General features: G+C 68.7%; 18 protein-coding genes and 1 pseudogene. 11 read left to right on the top strand and 8 right to left on the bottom strand.

Annotated features, from left to right (window positions below):
* The first annotated feature begins 100 nt into the window (after window positions 1-100).
* The gene (locus Rai3103_RS12460; protein ID WP_194793125.1) at window positions 101-817 is read left to right on the top strand and encodes a DUF4352 domain-containing protein; all 717 of its coding nucleotides are present in this window, start codon (window positions 101-103) and stop codon (window positions 815-817) included.
* A 105-nt stretch (window positions 818-922) separates the two neighbouring features.
* Here Rai3103_RS12460 and argG read toward each other — a convergent pair whose 3' ends face one another.
* The 6 genes from argG to Rai3103_RS12430 all read right to left on the bottom strand — a co-directional run bounded on the left by argG (window position 923) and on the right by Rai3103_RS12430 (window position 6,720).
* Window positions 923-2,338 (bottom strand): argininosuccinate synthase, encoded by a 1,416-nt coding sequence (argG, locus tag Rai3103_RS12455; protein ID WP_153572865.1) that lies wholly within the window; start codon window positions 2,336-2,338, stop codon window positions 923-925.
* Window positions 2,339-2,397: 59 nt separating this feature from the next.
* Window positions 2,398-3,345 (bottom strand): GTPase Era, encoded by a 948-nt coding sequence (gene era / locus Rai3103_RS12450; protein WP_153572864.1) that lies wholly within the window; start codon window positions 3,343-3,345, stop codon window positions 2,398-2,400.
* Window positions 3,345-4,688, bottom strand: a complete 1,344-nt coding sequence (locus Rai3103_RS12445; RefSeq protein ID WP_153572863.1) for a hemolysin family protein — start codon at window positions 4,686-4,688, stop codon at window positions 3,345-3,347. The genes era and Rai3103_RS12445 overlap by 1 nt, the downstream gene beginning before the upstream one ends.
* A complete protein-coding gene (gene ybeY, locus Rai3103_RS12440) occupies window positions 4,685-5,155 on the bottom strand; it encodes an rRNA maturation RNase YbeY (protein WP_153572862.1) in 471 nt (156 codons plus the stop codon). The genes Rai3103_RS12445 and ybeY overlap by 4 nt, the downstream gene beginning before the upstream one ends.
* The gene (locus Rai3103_RS12435; protein WP_153573750.1) at window positions 5,152-6,102 is read right to left on the bottom strand and encodes a PhoH family protein; all 951 of its coding nucleotides are present in this window, start codon (window positions 6,100-6,102) and stop codon (window positions 5,152-5,154) included. Before Rai3103_RS12435 ends, ybeY begins: the two co-directional genes overlap by 4 nt.
* Window positions 6,103-6,285: 183 nt before the next feature.
* Window positions 6,286-6,720: a DUF5709 domain-containing protein gene (locus tag Rai3103_RS12430; RefSeq protein WP_153572861.1), complete on the bottom strand. Its 435-nt coding sequence runs from the start codon at window positions 6,718-6,720 to the stop codon at window positions 6,286-6,288.
* Window positions 6,721-6,891: 171 nt separating this feature from the next.
* Between Rai3103_RS12430 and Rai3103_RS12425 the strand changes: the two genes are divergently transcribed.
* The 7 genes from Rai3103_RS12425 (at window position 6,892) to Rai3103_RS12405 (ending at window position 13,583) form a co-directional block, all read left to right on the top strand.
* Complete coding sequence (locus tag Rai3103_RS12425) at window positions 6,892-7,779, top strand: sulfate ABC transporter substrate-binding protein (RefSeq protein WP_228488901.1); 888 nt, start codon at window positions 6,892-6,894, stop codon at window positions 7,777-7,779.
* A gap of 11 nt (window positions 7,780-7,790) precedes the next feature.
* Complete coding sequence (locus Rai3103_RS17880; RefSeq protein WP_228488900.1) at window positions 7,791-7,952, top strand: hypothetical protein; 162 nt, start codon at window positions 7,791-7,793, stop codon at window positions 7,950-7,952.
* Window positions 7,949-8,215: a hypothetical protein gene (locus tag Rai3103_RS17875; protein WP_228488899.1), complete on the top strand. Its 267-nt coding sequence runs from the start codon at window positions 7,949-7,951 to the stop codon at window positions 8,213-8,215. The genes Rai3103_RS17880 and Rai3103_RS17875 overlap by 4 nt, the downstream gene beginning before the upstream one ends.
* Window positions 8,209-8,811: an ABC transporter permease gene (locus Rai3103_RS12420; RefSeq protein ID WP_228488898.1), complete on the top strand. Its 603-nt coding sequence runs from the start codon at window positions 8,209-8,211 to the stop codon at window positions 8,809-8,811. Before Rai3103_RS17875 ends, Rai3103_RS12420 begins: the two co-directional genes overlap by 7 nt.
* Complete coding sequence (locus Rai3103_RS12415) at window positions 8,801-9,634, top strand: sulfate ABC transporter permease subunit (RefSeq protein WP_153572860.1); 834 nt, start codon at window positions 8,801-8,803, stop codon at window positions 9,632-9,634. Before Rai3103_RS12420 ends, Rai3103_RS12415 begins: the two co-directional genes overlap by 11 nt.
* Entirely contained in the window at window positions 9,631-10,689 is a 1,059-nt protein-coding gene (locus Rai3103_RS12410; RefSeq protein WP_153572859.1) for a sulfate/molybdate ABC transporter ATP-binding protein, read from the top strand. Before Rai3103_RS12415 ends, Rai3103_RS12410 begins: the two co-directional genes overlap by 4 nt.
* Before the next feature lie 71 nt (window positions 10,690-10,760).
* A complete protein-coding gene (locus tag Rai3103_RS12405) occupies window positions 10,761-13,583 on the top strand; it encodes an FAD-binding and (Fe-S)-binding domain-containing protein (protein WP_153572858.1) in 2,823 nt (940 codons plus the stop codon).
* Between the two features lie 139 nt (window positions 13,584-13,722).
* Here Rai3103_RS12405 and tgt read toward each other — a convergent pair.
* Window positions 13,723-15,029: pseudogene (tgt, locus tag Rai3103_RS12400) on the bottom strand (tRNA guanosine(34) transglycosylase Tgt).
* 215 nt (window positions 15,030-15,244) lie between these two features.
* Here tgt and Rai3103_RS12395 point away from each other — a divergent pair.
* The 3 genes from Rai3103_RS12395 (at window position 15,245) to lepB (ending at window position 16,824) form a co-directional block, all read left to right on the top strand.
* Window positions 15,245-15,613, top strand: coding sequence for a hypothetical protein (locus Rai3103_RS12395; protein ID WP_153572857.1), 369 nt, complete (start codon window positions 15,245-15,247; stop codon window positions 15,611-15,613).
* 100 nt (window positions 15,614-15,713) lie between these two features.
* Window positions 15,714-16,325 (top strand): DUF6448 family protein, encoded by a 612-nt coding sequence (locus tag Rai3103_RS17020; RefSeq protein ID WP_194793124.1) that lies wholly within the window; start codon window positions 15,714-15,716, stop codon window positions 16,323-16,325.
* Complete coding sequence (gene lepB, locus Rai3103_RS12390) at window positions 16,279-16,824, top strand: signal peptidase I (protein WP_338420023.1); 546 nt, start codon at window positions 16,279-16,281, stop codon at window positions 16,822-16,824. Before Rai3103_RS17020 ends, lepB begins: the two co-directional genes overlap by 47 nt.
* 79 nt (window positions 16,825-16,903) lie before the next feature.
* Here lepB and Rai3103_RS12385 read toward each other — a convergent pair whose 3' ends face one another.
* Entirely contained in the window at window positions 16,904-17,650 is a 747-nt protein-coding gene (locus tag Rai3103_RS12385) for a 16S rRNA (uracil(1498)-N(3))-methyltransferase (RefSeq protein WP_153572855.1), read from the bottom strand.
* Window positions 17,651-17,657: the final 7 nt, after the last annotated feature.

Raw genomic sequence — 17,657 nt, 5'->3', positions numbered from 1 at the left:
CGTCCGAATCGCTGAGTCGGCCGCGCCGATCGGCCGATGTGGCGTCAGTGGCCCGACCGGTTCCATGGAACCTGTCAGCAGCACCAGACAGGAGACGGAAATGTCCCAGCCCCCCTTCCCCCAGTCGCAGAACCCGCAGTACCAGAACCAGCCCTACCAGCAGGTCCCGGGCCAGCCCTATCCCCCGCAGCCGCCGATGAAGCCGCGCAAGAAGTGGTACAAGCGGCCGTGGGTGTGGGTCGTGACGGTCATCGTCATCATCGCGTTCGCCGCGAACGGCGGTGGCAACAAGGGCGCCAAGGTCACTGCCGGCTCCACGGCGTCGCAGGCCCCTGCGGCGGCCTCCTCCCCGCTCGCGACCACCCCGGTCCAGGCGTCCACCCAGGCGGTGGCGCCGGCGGCCAAGCAGGAGGAGAAGCTCGCCGGCCTGAACGAGGCGGTCGACGCCGGCGACCTGCAGTACACCGTGACCAAGGTCCAGAAGGGCGTCAGTAAGGTCGGCTCCGACTACCTCAACCAGTCGGCGCAGGGCCAGTACGTACTCGTCAGCGTGAACGTCAAGAACACCGGCAAGTCATCGAAGACGTTCGACTCCAACTTGGTCAAGCTGTACGACAAGGACGCCATCGAATATAGCTCCGACAGCACCGCTGAGATCTACGCGAACGATCAGAACCACACCTTTCTCGAGCAGGTGAATCCGGGCAACACCGTCAAGGGCCTGCTGGTGTTCGACATTCCGAAGGACGTGCAGCCCACCCAGCTCGGTGTGCGCGGCGGGATGTTCGGGGCCGAGAAGAAGATCTCACTTTCCTGATCCCACAGCCTCCGCTGTTGGGGGGCAGCGGAACGGCAAGCGGCCCACGGGTTCACCCGTGGGCCGCTTCGCCCTGCCTGCTCCGGCGGCGCCTGCCGCCTCCGCTCAGTCGGTGCCCTGGTCGAAGGCTGCGCGGTCAAGCGCCTCGCCCTCGTCGTCGGGTCCCTTGCCGCCGGCGATGGCCTTCGATCCGCCGCCCTCCAACGCCCCGACGAGGTCGGCCGTCGCACCACCGACGATGCCCTGCTGGGCGTACAGCTCGAGTCGGGCCCGGGAGTCGGCGATGTCGAGGTTGCGCATGGTCAGCTGGCCGATCCGATCCTGCGGACCGAACGCCGCGTCCTGGACCCGCTCCATCGAGAGCTTCTCCGGGTGGTAGCTCAGGGCGGGACCCTCGGTGTCGAGGATGGTGTAGTCGTCGCCCCGGCGCAGTCGCAGCGTCACCGAGCCGGTGATGGCGGAGCCGACCCAGCGCTGCAGCGACTCGCGCAGCATCAGCGACTGGGGATCGAGCCAGCGGCCCTCGTACATCAGCCGCCCGAGCCGGCGCCCCTCGTTGTGGTAGTTGGCGACCGTGTCCTCGTTGTGGATCGCGTTCACCAGCCGCTCGTAGACGATGTGCAGCAGAGCCATGCCGGGCGCCTCGTAGATGCCGCGCGACTTGGCCTCGATGATCCGGTTCTCGATCTGGTCGGACGCCCCGAGCCCGTGCCGGCCACCGACGGCGTTGGCCTCCAGCACCAGGTCGATGGCATTCGCGAAGGTCGCACCGTTGATCTCGACCGGGCGGCCCTGCTCGAACCGTACGGTGACCTCCTCGGTCTTCACCTCGACGTTCTCGTCCCAGGCCTTGACGCCCATGATCGGCTCGACGATGTCCAGGCCGGTGTCGAGCATCTCGAGCTGCTTCGCCTCATGGGTGGCACCCCAGATGTTGGCGTCGGTCGAGTAGGCCTTCTCCTTCGAGTCGCGGTAGGGCAGGTCCCGTTCGCCCAGCCACTGGGACATCTCGTCGCGCCCGCCCAGCTCGTTGACGAAGTCCACGTCGAGCCAGGGCTTGTAGATCTGCAGCTGCGGGTTGGCCATCAGCCCGTAGCGGTAGAAGCGCTCGATGTCGTTGCCCTTGTAGGTGGACCCGTCACCCCAGATGTTGACGTCGTCCTCCTTCATCGCCCGGACCAGCAGCGTGCCCGTGACGGCGCGCCCCAGCGGGGTCGTGTTGAAGTAGGCCTTGCCGGCACTGCGGATGTGGAAGGCGCCGCACTGGAGCGCGGACAGGCCCTCCTCGACCAGGGCCGCCCGGCAGTCCACCAAGCGCGAGAGCTCGGCTCCGTACGCTCCGGCCCGTCCCGGGACGGAAGCGATGTCCGGCTCGTCGTACTGACCGATGTCAGCCGTGTACGTGCAGGGGATCGCGCCCTTCTCGCGCATCCATGCGACGGCGACGGAGGTGTCGAGACCTCCGGAGAAGGCGAGGCCGACGCGCTCGCCGACAGGCAGGGAAGTCAGAACCTTGGACATGAGGGTCAGCCTATCGTCCCGGCCGACACCATCGGCGGGATGTCCGGACCACCCAGGGCTCAGAAACCGAGGCGGTTCAGGTACTTGGGATCGCGCTGCCAGTCCTTCATCACCTTGACCTTGAGATCCAGGAAGACCGGGACTCCCAGCAGGTGAGCGATCTGCTGACGGGCGGCGGTGCCGACCTGGCGCAGTCGCTCCCCCTTGTGACCGATGACGATGCCCTTCTGCGAGTCGCGTTCGACGACCATCGAGGCATAGATGTCGAGCAACGGCTTGTCCTCGGGCCGATCGGCGCGCATGCGCATTTCCTCCACCACGACAGCGATCGAGTGGGGCAGTTCGTCGCGGACCCCCTCCAGGACAGCCTCCCGGATGAGTTCGGCAACGAGCTGTTCCTCCGGCTCGTCGGTGAACTCGTCGTCCGGGTAATACTTCGGCCCGGGCGGCAACAGACTCAGCAGGATGTCCCCCAGCTCCTCGACCTGGTCCCCGGTGACCGCGGACACCGGGATGATGTGGGCCCAGGAGAGGCCGAGCTTGTCCTCCAACCCCTGGATCGAGACCAGATGCTGTCGCAGCCGCTCCCCGCTGACGAGGTCGGACTTCGTGGCCAGCGCGACCAGCGTCGGGCGGCTGCGCAGGTGGGCGATCTGCTCGACGAGGTAGCTGTCGCCGGGCCCGATCCGCTGGTCGGAGGGCAGGCAGACAGCCACCACGTCGACCTCCGACCAGGTGTCCCTCACCAGGTCGTTCAGTCGCTCCCCCAACAGCGTCCGCGGCTTGTGCAGTCCGGGGGTGTCGATGAGCACCAGCTGGCCGTCGGGCCGGGTGATGATGCCCCGCACGACGTGCCTGGTCGTCTGCGGCTTGTCGGAAGAGATGGCGATCTTCTGCCCGACCAGGGCGTTCGTCAGGGTGGACTTGCCGGCGTTCGGCCGGCCGACGAAACACACGAAGCCGGAACGGAACTCATCGCCGTCGTCGGCGGTCATCGGCTCAGCCATCACTTCTCCTCCTTGGTCTGTGCGACACGGAGAACGGCCGCTGTCGCCCGGGCGTCCCCCGCTTCCTCGTCCTCACCGACCTGGGTGACCAGGATGGTGCCGATCTGGTTGCGCCGGCCCTGGGCGCGTTCGGCGACGAGCTCGAGGCCCTCCCAGCGGACCACGGAACCGGCGATCGGGACCATGTTGAGCAGCTTGGCCATCAGTCCACCGACCGTGTCGACGTCCTCATCGTCGAGCTTGCGCCCGAATAGCTCCCCCAGTTCGTCGACGGCCAGGCGCGCCGACACCCGGTAGCGGTCCTCCGACAACCGTACGATCGGGGCGACCTCGGCCTCGTCGTACTCGTCGACGATCTCACCGACGATCTCCTCGAGGATGTCCTCGATCGTGGCCAGGCCCGCGGTGCCGCCGAATTCGTCGACCACCACGACCAGGTGGGAGTGGGTCGATTGCATCTCCTTGAGCAGATCGTCGACCGGCTTGGAGTCGGGGCACCAGATCGGCGGGCGCATCAGGGAGGAGACCCGCTCCGTCGTCTGGGACTGCGGATTGTCGTAGGTCCGCTTCATCAGGTCCTTGAGGAAGACGATGCCCACGATGTTGTCCAGTCCGCCCTCCCCGACCACGGGGATCCGGCTGAAGCCGGAGCGCAGGGCCAGTGAGGTCGCCTGCCGCAGGGTCTTGGAGTCCTCGATGGAGACGATGTCCGTCCGGGGCACCATCACCTCCTTGACCATGGTGTCGCCGAGCTCGAAGACGGAGTGGATCATCCGGCGCTCACCGGCCTCGATCACGTCGGACTCCTCGGCCCGGTCGACCAGTTCGCGCAGCTCGGCCTCCGAGGAGAACGGGCCGTCGTCGAAGCCGCGTCCCGGGGTGAGGATGTTGCCGATGGCGATCAGGAGCTGCGGGACCGGCCCGAGCACCGTGGTGAGCAGGACGACCAGGCCCGAGGATCGGGTGGCGATGCTGTCGGCACGCTGGCGGCCGAGGGTACGTGGTGCCACTCCCCACGCGATGAAGGAGACGATCACCATCGACCCGATCGCCAACAGGAGCTCCGCCCAGTCGCGGAGGTTGAGTCCCATCACGACCCGGGCCACCAGGACGATCGAGGTGACCTCGAGGATGGTGCGGATGAACAGCACGGCGTTCACCGCGGGAGCAGGGTCCTCGGTGATCAGCTCGAGGCGCTTGGCGCCGGACACACCCTCCTCGACCAGGTTCTGCGCCCTGGCATGGGAGAAGGAGTGCAGCGCGGTCTCGATCGCGGCGAGGAAGCCGACGGCGATGGCGAGGACGAGGGCGATGACCAGCTGGACGACGTCCGGCTCGCTCATGAACGCACGTCACCCGCCCGATGGTTCTCGTACGCCGCCATCAGCCGGTCGTGCAGCCCGAACATCTCGGCATGCTCCTCCGGCGTGGCGTGGTCGTACCCGAGCAGGTGCAGGATGCCGTGCACCAGCAGGTACTCCGCCTCCTGGTCAGGCGTCCGGTTGTTCTCGGCGGCCTGACGGGCCGTCACCGCGGGACACAGCACGATGTCACCGAGGATTCCCTCGGTCTCGGGCTCGTCCGGGTCCGGGATGCGCAGCTCGTCCATCGGGAACGACAGCACGTCGGTGGGGCCCGGCAGATCCATGTACTTGACGTGGTAGGCGGTCATTGTCTCCTCGTCGACAAGGACGATAGAGAGCTCCGCCTGCGGATGGATCCGCAGCTCCGACAACACCCAGGTCGCCAGGGCGGCCAGACCCTTCTCGTCCGCCTCGTCGCCGGACTCGTTGTTCAGTTCGACGCTCACCGGCGCTTGGTCCCCTTCTCCTGGTTGTCCTGGGCGTTGGCCGACTCGAACCGGTCGTACGCGGCGACGATGCGCCCCACCAGCCGGTGCCGGACGACGTCCTTGCTGGTCAACTGGCAGAAGGCGATGTCCTCCACGTCGTGGAGGATGTTGCTGACCACCCGCAGCCCCGATCGCTGGCCGCCGGGCAGGTCGACCTGCGTGACGTCGCCGGTGACCACCATCTTGGAGCCGAAGCCGAGGCGAGTGAGGAACATCTTCATCTGCTCGGCGGTGGTGTTCTGAGCCTCGTCGAGGATGATGAACGCGTCATTGAGCGTACGACCGCGCATGTACGCCAAAGGGGCGACCTCGATCGTGCCGGCGGTCAACAGCCGCGGGATCGAGTCCGGATCGACCATGTCGTGGAGCGCGTCGTAGAGCGGACGGACGTACGGATCGATCTTGTCGCTGAGCGTGCCAGGGAGATAGCCGAGGTGCTCGCCCGCCTCCACCGCCGGCCGGGTCAGGATGAGCCGGTTGACCTCCTTGCGCTGCAGCGCCTGGACGGCCTTGGCGACCGCGAGGTAGGTCTTGCCGGTGCCCGCCGGGCCGATACCGAAGACGACCGTGTGCCGGTCGATCGCGTCGACGTAGTGCTTCTGGTTGAGCGTCTTGGGGCGGATCGTCCGGCCACGGTTGGACAGGATCGAATGGGTCAGGACCTCGGCCGGCCGCACCTCGGCCTCGCCGGCGAGCATCCCCACCAGCCTCTCGACGGCGTCACTGGTCAGGCCCTGCCCCGTACGGACGATGGTGACCATCTCGGTGAGGGCTTCCGTGCCGGCCCGGAGGGCGGCCTCGTCACCGGACAGGTGGATCTCGTTGCCACGGACGTGGATGTCGGCGTCGAGCACTCGCTCGAGGATCCGCAGGAACTCGTCACGCGGGCCGAGGACCGACACCATGTCGATCGAAGCGGGCACGATCAGTGTCCGGACCCCCCGGCCCTTGTCGTCGTCGATCACGTCGAGGGTGCGCACGCTGGACAGGAATGCCTCCGAAGTTCGCCGGACTGGACGTCCCGGGACGGGACGACCTGATACATCCAGCGTAGACGGTCGGACAGCCGATGGCTCTCGTGCGGACGGTCAGTCGTCACGTCGTTCCGCTTCGCGCAGCAGGTCCTCGTCCACGATCTGCACAGCGGCCTCCTCGGCACTCGCCGCACCGCCGGAGATCCCGACGTCGTGACCGATGAGCCCGGCCTCGCGATCCTCGCCGTCATAGCCGGAGTTGTCGTCGACGAGACGACCCGCCCGGTGGTACTCGGCCTGTTCGGGTCCGTCACTGTCCCAGTCCGGCTCCTCGAAGCGCTCCCGTTCGGGGTCCTCGCGCTTGATCCGTTCTCTCAGCCCCTCCGGACCTTCCAGGGCCTCGGTCATGGCGCCCGACCAATCGTCGGGGGCGATGATCCCCTCGTCGAGAGGGTCGTCCACACCACGCTCGACCAGGCTCTGCTCGGGGTCGAGCTGGTCCACGACCTCGGAGGGATCAATGGTGCTGTCGTCGTCATTGGTGGCCATGACCTCAGTGTGCTCCTTTCGATCCGCTGCTGTGGAGCGCTTGGCGCGATGCGATGCCCCCAGGAGTTTGCGGACGGGCACCCCGTTCATGTATAAGTTCTCCCTATACCTTATCAAACCTACCTGTTTAATCGTCAACGCTCGTCCGCGAGTCCACGAAGGGACACCCCCATGACGCCCACGTTCTCCCGCCGCACGCTGCTGTCTCTCGGCGGCATCGCCGCTGCCGGTCTGACCCTGTCGGGCTGCGTCGGCGGCGCAGCAACTACGGCCGGTGCCGACGGCCACGCTTCCACCGCGCCGGCGACCACGCTGCACCTGGTCGGGTACGCCGTCCCCAAGGAGGCGAACAACGCCATCCAGGCCAAGTTCGCCGCGACGGACGCCGGACGCGGGGTCGTCTGGCAGGAGTCGTACGGTGCCTCCGGTGACCAGAGCCGCGCGGTGGTCAACGGACTGGCGGCCGACTACGTCAACTTCTCCCTCGAGGGCGACGTCACCCGCCTTGTCGACGCGGGCCTCGTCGACCCGAGCTGGAAGAACGGCCCGACCAAGGGCATCGTCTCCGACTCGGTGGTCGTCCTCGTGGTCCCCAAGGGCAACCCCAAGAACATCCATGACTGGTCCGACCTCATCAGGCCGGGCATCCGGATCGTCACGCCCAACCCCGCCAGTTCCGGCTCGGCCCGTTGGAACATCATCGCCGCCTACCAGCAGGTGGTGAGCCAGGGCGGCACGGACGCCCAGGCCGAGGACTACCTCACGTCGTTCTTCAGGAACGTCGTGGCGCTGCCCGGCAGCGGGCGCGATGCCACCAACGCCTTCCTGCAGGGCACAGCCGACGTGCTCATCTCGTACGAGAACGAGGCGATCCTGGCCCGCCAGTCCGGCGAGGACTTCGACTACATCGTGCCCGCCAGCACGGTGCTGATCGAGAACCCCGGCGCTGTGACCAAGAACGCCGACCCCAAGGCGAAGGCCTACCTCGACTTCGTCCTGGCCCCGAGGGCCAGGTCGAGTTCGCCGCGAAGGGCTTCCGACCCGTCATATCCGGGGTGACCATCCCGGAGGTGAAGGGAGCGAACGACCCGAGGAATCCGTTCCCCCGGCCCGCCCGGCTGTTCACCGTCAACGATGACCTGGGGGGCTGGTCGGCGGTGAACAAGAAGTTCTTCGCCGAGTCCACCGGCTTGGTGCCGCGCATCCAGCAGGCGACGGGGAAGACCCGATGACGCAGGTCCTCTCCACCCGCCGGCCCGACGCCACCCATGGGCGCCGGGCCCGGAGTGCGCCCCCGTGGTCCAGCACCCTGGACCGGGTGTCCGGCACCGGACTCGGACTGGCCATGATCTGGTTCGGCCTGCTCGTGCTGCTCCCCCTGATCGCGGTGCTCGTGAAGGCCTCGGAGGGGGCCGGCACGCCTACTGGGTCGCCCTCACCGATCCCCAGACCGCTGCCGCGATCCGCCTCACCGTCGGGATCTCCCTCGTGGTGACCGCCGTCGACGTGGTGATCGGCACCCTCATCGCCTGGGTGCTCGTCCGCGACGCCTTCCCGGGCAAGCGCATCCTCGAGGTCGTCATCGACCTGCCGTTCGCCCTGCCCACCATCGTGGCCGGACTGGTGCTGCTCAGCCTCTACGGCCCACGCTCACCCCTCGGGGTGAACTGGGCGAACACCAGGATGGCCGTCGCGCTGGCCTTCCTCTTCGTCACGCTCCCCTTCGTGGTCCGTACGGTGCAGCCGGTCCTGCTGGAACTCGAGCCGGAAGCCGAGGAGGCGGCCGCCTCTCTCGGTGCGGGGCCGCTGACCGTCTTCCGACGGATCGTCCTGCCGAGCCTCGTGCCCGCCATCGCCTCCGGTGCGGCGATGTCCTTCGCGCGTGGCCTGTCCGAGTTCGGCTCCTTGGTGCTCCTGTCGGGCAACCTTCCGATGCACACCGAGGTCGCCGCGGTCCGCATCCTCGGCTACGTCGAGGGTGACAACCTGCACAGCGCGGCGGCGGTGGCCTCCGTCCTCCTGCTCGTCGCGCTGGTGGCCATCGTGCTCCTCGACGTCTTCTCCGGAAAGGTCACCCGCCATGTCGACTAGGACACCGGGACTGCCTTGGGCCCGCTACCTGCTGCGGGCCGTCGTCGTCCTCTACCTGACGTTCCTGGTCATCTGGCCCGTCGCGCTCGTCGCCCGGCAGACCTTCTCCGGCGGGATCGGTCCGGTGGTCGCCGCGCTCCGCGACCCGGCGCTGGTGTTCGCCTTCCAACTCACCCTCGTCACTGCGGTGTGGGCCGTCGCGCTGAACACCGTCTTCGGGGTCGGCATCTCCCTCCTGCTGGTCCGGCACAGGTTCCCCGGACGCCGGGTGCTGTCGGCGCTGGTCGACCTGCCGATGTCGGTGTCCCCCGTCGTGGTCGGCCTGGCCCTCCTGCTGGTCTACGGCGGGACCAGCGGCTGGTTCGGGCCGGCGCTGCGCGCTGCCGGCCTCCAGGTGATCTACGCCCCGCCCGGCATCGTCCTGGCCACCACGTTCGTCTGCCTGCCGCTGGTCATCCGCGAGGTGGTGCCGGTCCTCCTCGAGGCGGGCACGGAGGCCGAGCAGGCGGCCCAGACTCTCGGGGCGAACCGCTGGCAGGTCTTCGGCCGCATCACCCTGCCTACCATCAGGTGGGCCGTCGTCTACGGGGTCGTACTGAGTTTCGCCCGCGCCCTGGGCGAGTTCGGCGCCGTCAAGATCGTCTCCGGCGGTGTCGCGTTCCGTACGCAGACGGCCACCCTCTTGGTCGAGGAGCGCTACCAGCAGTTCGGCGCCGCCCACACCACCACCGCCTACACCGCCGCACTGCTCCTCACCGTGACCGCCCTGGTGGCGCTCGTCGTAGTGACGGTGCTGCGCCCGTCCGAGGAGAAGCGAGCATGAGCATCGAGATCCGCGGCGTCTCGAAGAACTTCGGCGACTTCCGCGCCCTGGCCGACATCGACCTGACCATCCCCACCGGCGACCTGACAGCCCTGCTCGGTCCCAGCGGCGGGGGGAAGTCCACCCTGCTGCGGATCATCGCCGGGCTGGAGACCGCCGACACCGGCACCGTCGCCATCGCCGGGACCGACGCGACGGGGATCCCCGCCCGCAAGCGCGACGTCGGCTTCGTCTTCCAGCACTACGCCGCGTTCCGCCACCTCACGGTCGCGCAGAACATCGCCTTCGGTCTCACCATCCGCAGACAGTCGAAGCAGGCCATCGCCGCCCGGGTCGAGGAGATGCTCGAACTCGTCCATCTTCAGCAGTTCGCCGACCGGCTGCCGGCCCAACTGTCCGGCGGCCAGCGCCAGCGCATGGCCCTGGCCCGTGCTCTCGCCATCCGGCCCCGGGTCCTTCTGCTCGACGAACCCTTCGGCGCCCTCGACGCGAAGGTCCGCCGGGAACTGCGGGAGTGGCTGCGCAGGCTGCATGACGAGGTGCACGTCACCACGGTCTTCGTCACCCATGACCAGGAGGAGGCCCTCGACGTGGCACATCGCCTGGTCGTGGTCAACCAGGGCCGGATCGAACAGATCGGCAGCCCCGACGAGCTCTACGACGAGCCGGCCAACGCCTTCGTGATGGGATTCCTCGGACCGGTGACGATGCTGGGAGGCAGGCTGATCCGCCCACATGACATCGGCTTGAGCGTGCACCCGACCAACCGCCCAGGCGAGCAGGGCGGCTGGGTGAAGCGAATCAATCGGGTCGGCTTCGACGTGCAGGTCGAGGTCGAGGTGGACCAGGACGAGGCACCCACGCTGGTCACGCTCACCCGGCGCGAGGCCGTCGAGAAGGGACTGAACTCCGTCCACCGAGTTTGGATCCATCCGATCCCGGGTGCAGTCCTGGCCCCCTGGCACCGCCAGCCACGGCCCGTCGCGCATCCGCAGCCCACGCGACGGTCCCGGCACTCGGCTGAGCCGATGACCAGCATCACCTCAATGGTCTGACCATCCCTTCCGATGGTCAGACCATTGAGGTACGCTCACGTCATCTCAGTCAACGATGACCAGGAGTCCCCATGACGACGGTGACGGCCGCCCACCCCACTCTGCCCGGCACGGCCGGGATGTATTCCGAGAGTGAGTTCGACCGGCGCGCCTTGGCACACGATGCCTCCCATTACCTTGTCGTGCCGCAGATCGTGGCCACGCCCCAGTCCGCCGCAGACATCGGCACATTGTTCCGCGCGGCCCGCAGCAGCGGCCTGCCCCTGACCTTCCGCTCCGGCGGCACCAGCCTCTCCGGACAGGCCCAGGGTGGCGGCATCCTGGCCGACACCCGGGCCAACTTCCGGGGCATCGAGGTCCTCGACGGCGGCGCGCGGGTCCGCGTCCAGCCGGGGGCCACGGTTCGGGCCGTGAACATGGCCTTGCGTCCGTACGGTCGCAAGATCGGGCCCGACCCGGCGTCCGAGGTGGCCTGCACCATCGGCGGCGTGGTGGCCAACAATTCCTCCGGGATGGCCTGCGGCACCGAGTTCAACACCTATCGGACGCTGGAGTCGATGGTCCTGGTCCTGCCCTCGGGCACCGTCCTCGACACCGGGGCTGCAGACGCTGACGACAAGCTCCGCCAGCTCGAGCCCGCCCTCTACGCCGGCCTCAGCCAGCTGCGCGATCGGGTCAGGTCCCGCCAGGACTCGGTCGACACCATCCGCCAGCAGTTCTCGATGAAGAACACCATGGGCTACGGGCTCAACTCGCTGCTCGACCACGACCTGCCGGCCGACATCCTCGCGCACCTGATGATCGGCTCGGAGGGGACCCTCGGCTTCGTCGCGTCCGCCACGCTGCGCACCATCGAGGTGCTCCCCGCAGTCACCACCGGCCTGATGGTCTTCAGCACCATCGACGAGGCGATGACCGCCCTCCCCGACCTGGTCGCGGCCGGATTCGCCACCGTCGAACTGATGGACTCCGTCAGCCTGCGCGTCGCCCAGCGACTCTCCGGCAGCCCCCAGGCGATCACCTCACTGAACGTCCGGGACCACTCTGCCCTGCTGGTGGAGTTCCACGGCCACACCCCGGAGGAACTGGCCGACATGGTCAGCGCCGCCCGACCGCTGACCGACGGGCTCCCGCTGGCCGTGCCGTTCGGGATGGCCCAGGACGCGAAGCGCGCCGCCGAACTGTGGACGGTCCGCAAGGGCCTCTACGCCGCCATCGCCGGTCACCGCCCGAGTGGCACGACCGCACTTCTCGAGGACGTCGTCGTGCCGGTGGGCGCGCTCGGGCGGACCTGCTCCGAGCTCGCCGAGCTGTTCGTCAAGCACGGCTACGAGGAATCGGTGATCTTCGGCCACGCCAAGGACGGCAACATCCACTTCATGCTCAACGAGCACTTCCAGGGCGGCCGGAACACCGGGCGTTACGAGGCGTTCACCGATGACATGGTCGACGTCGTGCTCGGACACCAGGGTTCGCTGAAGGCGGAGCACGGCACCGGCCGGATCATGGCGCCCTTCGTGGCCCGCCAGTACGGGCAGGAGCTGTACGAGGTGATGGTCGGGGTCAAGCAGTTGTGCGACCCCGACGGCGTGCTGAACCCGGGCGTCGTGCTGTCCGAGGTCCCCCGCTCCTACGTGCAGGACCTGAAGGATGCTCCCGCCGTCGAGGAGGAGGTCGACCGGTGCGTCGAGTGCGGCTACTGCGAGCCGATCTGCCCCAGCCGCGACCTCACCCTCACGCCACGCAAGCGGATCGCGCTGCGCCGGGAGATCACCGCCGCCCAGCAGGCGGGTAACACGGGACTGGCCGACGAGCTGAGCAAGACCTACCGCTACCAGGGCATCGAGACGTGCGCCGTCGACGGCCTCTGCTCGGTCAACTGCCCCCTGGACATCAACACCGGAGACCTGGTCCGACGGCTCCGGGCCGAGGGCCATGGCAACGCCAGCCAGGCCGCCTGGGACGCCCTCGCCCGCAACTGGGGAGGCCTCACAGCGGTGGGCGGGATCGCGATGAACGTCGCCGCAGCAGTCGCGCCGCTGGCCACAACGGCCACCGACGTCGGTCGTGCCGTGGTCGGCCACGACAATCTCCAGCGCTGGACCAAGGACCTGCCCAAGGGTGGACGGCGTCGCACACCGCGGCACTCCGACAGCGCTGCCGCGGTCTGGTTCCCCGCCTGCATCCACAACCTGTTCGGCGCGGCGGAGGGCGGTCCGGGCGTCGGCCCGGCGATCGATGCCCTGCTCACCCGGACCGGCGTCAGTGTGGACATTCCGGAGGGGATCAACGGGCTGTGCTGCGGCACTCCGTGGTCGTCCAAGGGCTTCACCCGCGGTCACGCGACCATGCGGGAAAAGGCCCTGCCGATCCTCTGGGAGGCGACCGACCACGGCCGGCTGCCCGTCGTCGTCGACGGTGCGTCCTGCACCGAGGGGGTGCTGAAGTTCCAGCACAAGGATCCCGACCAGAAGTACGGGGACCTGACGATCATCGACGCGGTGGAGTTCGTCGCCGACCAGCTGCTGGACGACCTCGTCGTCACCCAGCCGTACGACACGGTGGTGTTGCACAACACGTGCTCGATGACCCATCTGGGCCTCAATGCCGCTGCTCGCGCCATCGCCGAGAAGATCGCGACGTCGGTCATCGTGCCGGTGGCGACGGGTTGCTGCGCGTTCGCCGGCGACCGTGGCATGCTCCACCCGGAGCTGACCGCCTCGGCGACGAAGGCCGAAGCCGGCGAGGTGGCGGCCCGGACCGGGCAGGGCGGCACCGGCCGGACGGCCTACGCCTCGGCCAACCGCACCTGTGAGGTGGGGATGTCCCGGGCGACCGGGGAGACGTACCACCACATCCTGGAGCTGCTCGACCTGGCCACCCGCCCGGTCTGAGCCCTGAGGGGGGCACCCGGATCGGGGCCCTGCGGCGTTATCGGCGCCGTTCGGTCCCGATCCTGGTGGTCAGGGTCCCTGCTGTCCAACGCCGAGATCGGGCGCCCTACGGTGATCCTCGCCGTACGGTGATCCTCCGTCAGTGCCGATGTCGTGTCGCGTAGAACCGGCCGAGCACCTCAGCGCGGTACTCCGCGAACCGACCCTCCTCGATCGACGTACGGATGTCGTCCACCAACCGCACCGTGAAGCGCTCGTTGTGGATCGTCGCGAGCGTCGACGAGAGGATCTCCTTCGCCTTGAACAGGTGGTGCAGGTAGGCCCGGGTGTAATGCGTGCAGGTGTAGCAGTCGCAGTCCTCGTCGATCGGCCCGAAATCGCGCCGGTTCTCCGCCCTCGTGATGTTGAACCGCCCGTCGCGGCTGTAGAGCGCGGCGTTGCGGGCCACTCGCGAGGGCTGGACGCAGTCGAAGGTGTCCGCCCCGTTCTCGATCGCGGTGAAGAAGTCGTCGGGCTCCGAGATCCCCAGCAGGTGCCGGGGCTTGTCCGCGGGGAGCTCATCACTGACCCAGCCGACGATGGTGCCGAGGTTGGCCTTCTCCAGCGCGCCGCCGATCCCGAAGCCGTCGAAGCCCTGCCCGTCGACCTCCATCTGCGCCAGGCCACGCGCCGCGGAGCGCCGCAGGTCCTCGTACTGTGCCCCCTGGACGACCCCGAAGAGAGCCTGGTACGGCTTGCCGACCCGCTCCGCGGTGAGCCGCCGGTGCTCGACGAGGCAGCGCTCGGCCCACAGGCGGGTCCGCTCGACGGACTCCTCCTGGTACGCCCTGGTGTTCATCAGGGTGGTCAGCTCGTCGAAGGCGAACATGATGTCGGCGCCCAACTGATGCTGGATCCGCATCGACACCTCCGGGGTGAACCGGTGCACGTCCCCGTTGAGGTGGGAGTGGAAAGTCACCCCATCGTCGTCGACGAAGGCCCGGCGGGTCTTGCCCTCCGCGATCACGTCGTCGTTCTGCAGGCCGGAGGTGTCCATCGCGAGGACCTTCTTGAAGCCCGCGCCGAGGCTCATCACCTGGAAGCCCCCGGAATCGGTGAAGGTAGGCCCTGGCCAGTTCATGAAGCGGCCCAGGCCCCCGGCCTCGTCGACGATGTCGGCACCCGGCTGGAGGAAGAGGTGATAGGCGTTCGCCAGCACCGCCTGGGCGCCCAGTTCCTCCACGTGCGCGGGGGTGACTGCCTTCACGGTGGCCTTGGTCCCCACGGCCACGAAGGCGGGGTGTGGATCTCCCCGTGGGGTGTGCCGATCACTCCGGTGCGGCCCCGGCCGTTGGCCAGCTCGGTCTGCGGGCGGAAGCCGAACGCGCAGGATTCCCCTGACTCGACGGCGGCGGGGCGACTGGACAGGATTCCTCCGATGAGATGGCTATGGTTGGGCGCACTCATGCTAATCCGCCCTGCGGCCCAGCGGGCTGGAGTCCCGATAGCCTACGCTGCTCGGCTGTCGGAGCACCCGGACAGGGCGAACCGTCCATCACAGACGGCTCGCGCGTGCCCCCCGTAGAGGAGAGAGAGGCTCGATGAGCCATCCTGAGGTCCCGCACGCAACGCGGCAGACACGTACGCATCAATCAACGCTGAGATGGTGGCCTCTGGTCGTCGTGACCACCGGCAACTACCTGTGGCAGATCCCCTATGCCTTGCATCAATACGGCGCCCGGTGGGGCGTGTTGGCCGGTCTGTCGATACCGCTGATCCTCACCGGCATCTGGTTCGGCGTCGCGATCGTGGCCACCCTCCAGGGCAGGTCGCGCGGCCGGGCGGCACTCGTCGCCTTCCTGGTCACGGAAGTCGCCTTCTACGTCGTCCACTACGCGACGGGGGCCTTCGGTGCCGACCTGCCGTTGAACAATCCCGTGGTGCTCGTCGCTTCGCTGTTCGGGTACGCCAGCAGTGCCACCGCCGTCGTCTACCTTGTCCTGTTGGCCCGCGCGAGACATGGCCGCAGGAAGCACGTTGACTCGCAGTGAGGAGGCCCGGTCGCGGGACTTGACCCGGATCAATGCGCCGGACCTTCCGTCGTCCTACCGTCGAAGACATCACTGATCCCCGACACAGGAGGCTGCGGCCATGTCCCTGCGTACGCTTCTCCGATCGCTCGTCGAGACGGTCGTCCCGACCGTCCGCGCACACTGCGACACCGCCGACGGGCCCGCCGTCACCGACGGACGCCGCGCTCTTGAGACGGGCAACGTCAACTTCGCCCTCAAGTGGATCCAGGCCGACGCGGAGGCCGAACTCGTCGAGGTCTTCACGCGCAGCCTCGCCGTCCGACGGCTGGGGACGGACGCCCGATGGGTCGCCGACCGGCTCTTCCTCGAGACGCTGGTCCGCCTGCACCGGATGGGCGAGGGCGTCGGGTTCACCGGTATCCAGCCCACCGGCACCGAGCTTCCCGCCGTCGTCGTCGCGGCTGACCGGGCCCTCGACATCGGCGACGACACCGAGGTGCGCGGCCTCGTACCCGCCGCCCGCAGCGACGAGCTGCATCGGCGCTTCGGGATCGCTCTGGCCAAGAAGGACTTCGACATCGACGATGTGGACGCCGCCCGCGACTTCGTCGCCGCCTACGTCAGCTACTTCAAGTACGCCGAGGGTGAGGAGCACGAGCACCACGGCCACGAGCACCACGGGCATGAGCATGCCGAGCACCAGCATGCCGAGCACGAGCATGCGCACTGACTCGAGCAGATCGTCTCGGCGGCGGCGCTGGTCGCCGCTGGTCCGGGTGGAGGGCCGATCGATGCTGCCCACCCTCCGGCCGGGCCGGGTACTGGTCACCAGACCGCCGGTCGGCCGACTCCGGGTGGGTGATGTCGTGGTGATCGCCGCCCCGGATGGCGGCCGGCTGGTCAAACGGCTGGCCGCGGGCCCCGGCGACGTGGTCCGGATGGGGGCGGGCCGGTTGAGCGTGAACGGGCCCCCGCCCTCCGGTGCCTACATCGAGACCTGGCGGGTCCCCTCCGGACAGTGGTTCGTCGTGGGCGACAACGTCGCGGAGTCGGACGACTCCCGGGTGTGGCGTCAGCCGTTCGTCCCGGCCACCGCCATCACCGGCGTGGCGCTCGGTCTCCGGCGCAAGGCGTCGCGTCCAGCCGCTGCGCCTTCGGGAAGCCGCCCCCGTCCGATTCAGGCGCGGCGCGCCGACGGGCGGCGCCTGAGGGAAACCGGCGGCGCCTGAGTGAAACCGCGGCGGCTCACCGAGGGCGCGGCGGCTGATCGACCCTCCGACCGCACCATCCTGGTGGGAGCCCAGGAGCTCAGTCTCCCGCCGCTCGAGCCACCAGGGCCTGGGCCTGGGCGAGCCCGACGATCCCGGCACTGGAGCTCCGCAGCACCCCGTCGTTGACCAGGACGGGCACCGCCCCGGCCGCGACGAGGACGTCGAGTTCCTCGGGGGCGATGCCGCCCTCCGGGCCGACGATCAGCAGGACGCTGCCGGCGGAGGGCAGGTCCAGGGCGGCGAGCCACCGCTCGGCCGACTCGTGCAACACGTACGCGGCGTCGACCGTCGCCACGAGGCGGGCCAGTCCGGCGGTGTCGAGCACGTCGTGCACGGCCGGTACGTGCAGTCGACGCGACTGCTTGGCGGCCTCGCGGACCGTCCGTCGCCACTTCTCGGCACCCTTGACCGCCTTGTCGCCGGACCAGCGGACGATGGCGCGGGCCGACTGCCACGGCACCACCTCGTCCATGCCCGCCTGGGTCATCATGTCGACGGCCTGTTCGTCGTGGCCGCCCTTCGCCAGGGCCTGGGCGACGATCCAGTGGACCGCCGATCGCGGGGCGTGCAGCACTTCGTCGGCGCGCACGTCGATGCTCTTCTTGCTGACCGCGACGACCTCACCGCGGACGCCCGTGCCCTGGCCGTCGGTCAGGACGACGACCTCGCCGAGCCGGATCCGGCGGACGACAGCGGCGTGGTGCCCCTCCTCCCCCGCCAGGGTGACCACGTCACCGAGGGCGGGGTCGGCCCCGAAGTCGTGCAGGAAGACCGGATCGGTCACCGGTCCG

The organism is Raineyella fluvialis (assembly GCF_009646095.1).
Classification (GTDB): Bacteria; Actinomycetota; Actinomycetes; order Propionibacteriales; family Propionibacteriaceae; genus Raineyella; species Raineyella fluvialis.
Note: the sequence above shows the minus strand (reverse complement) of the source record. Positions and strands in the feature narration are given on the sequence as shown.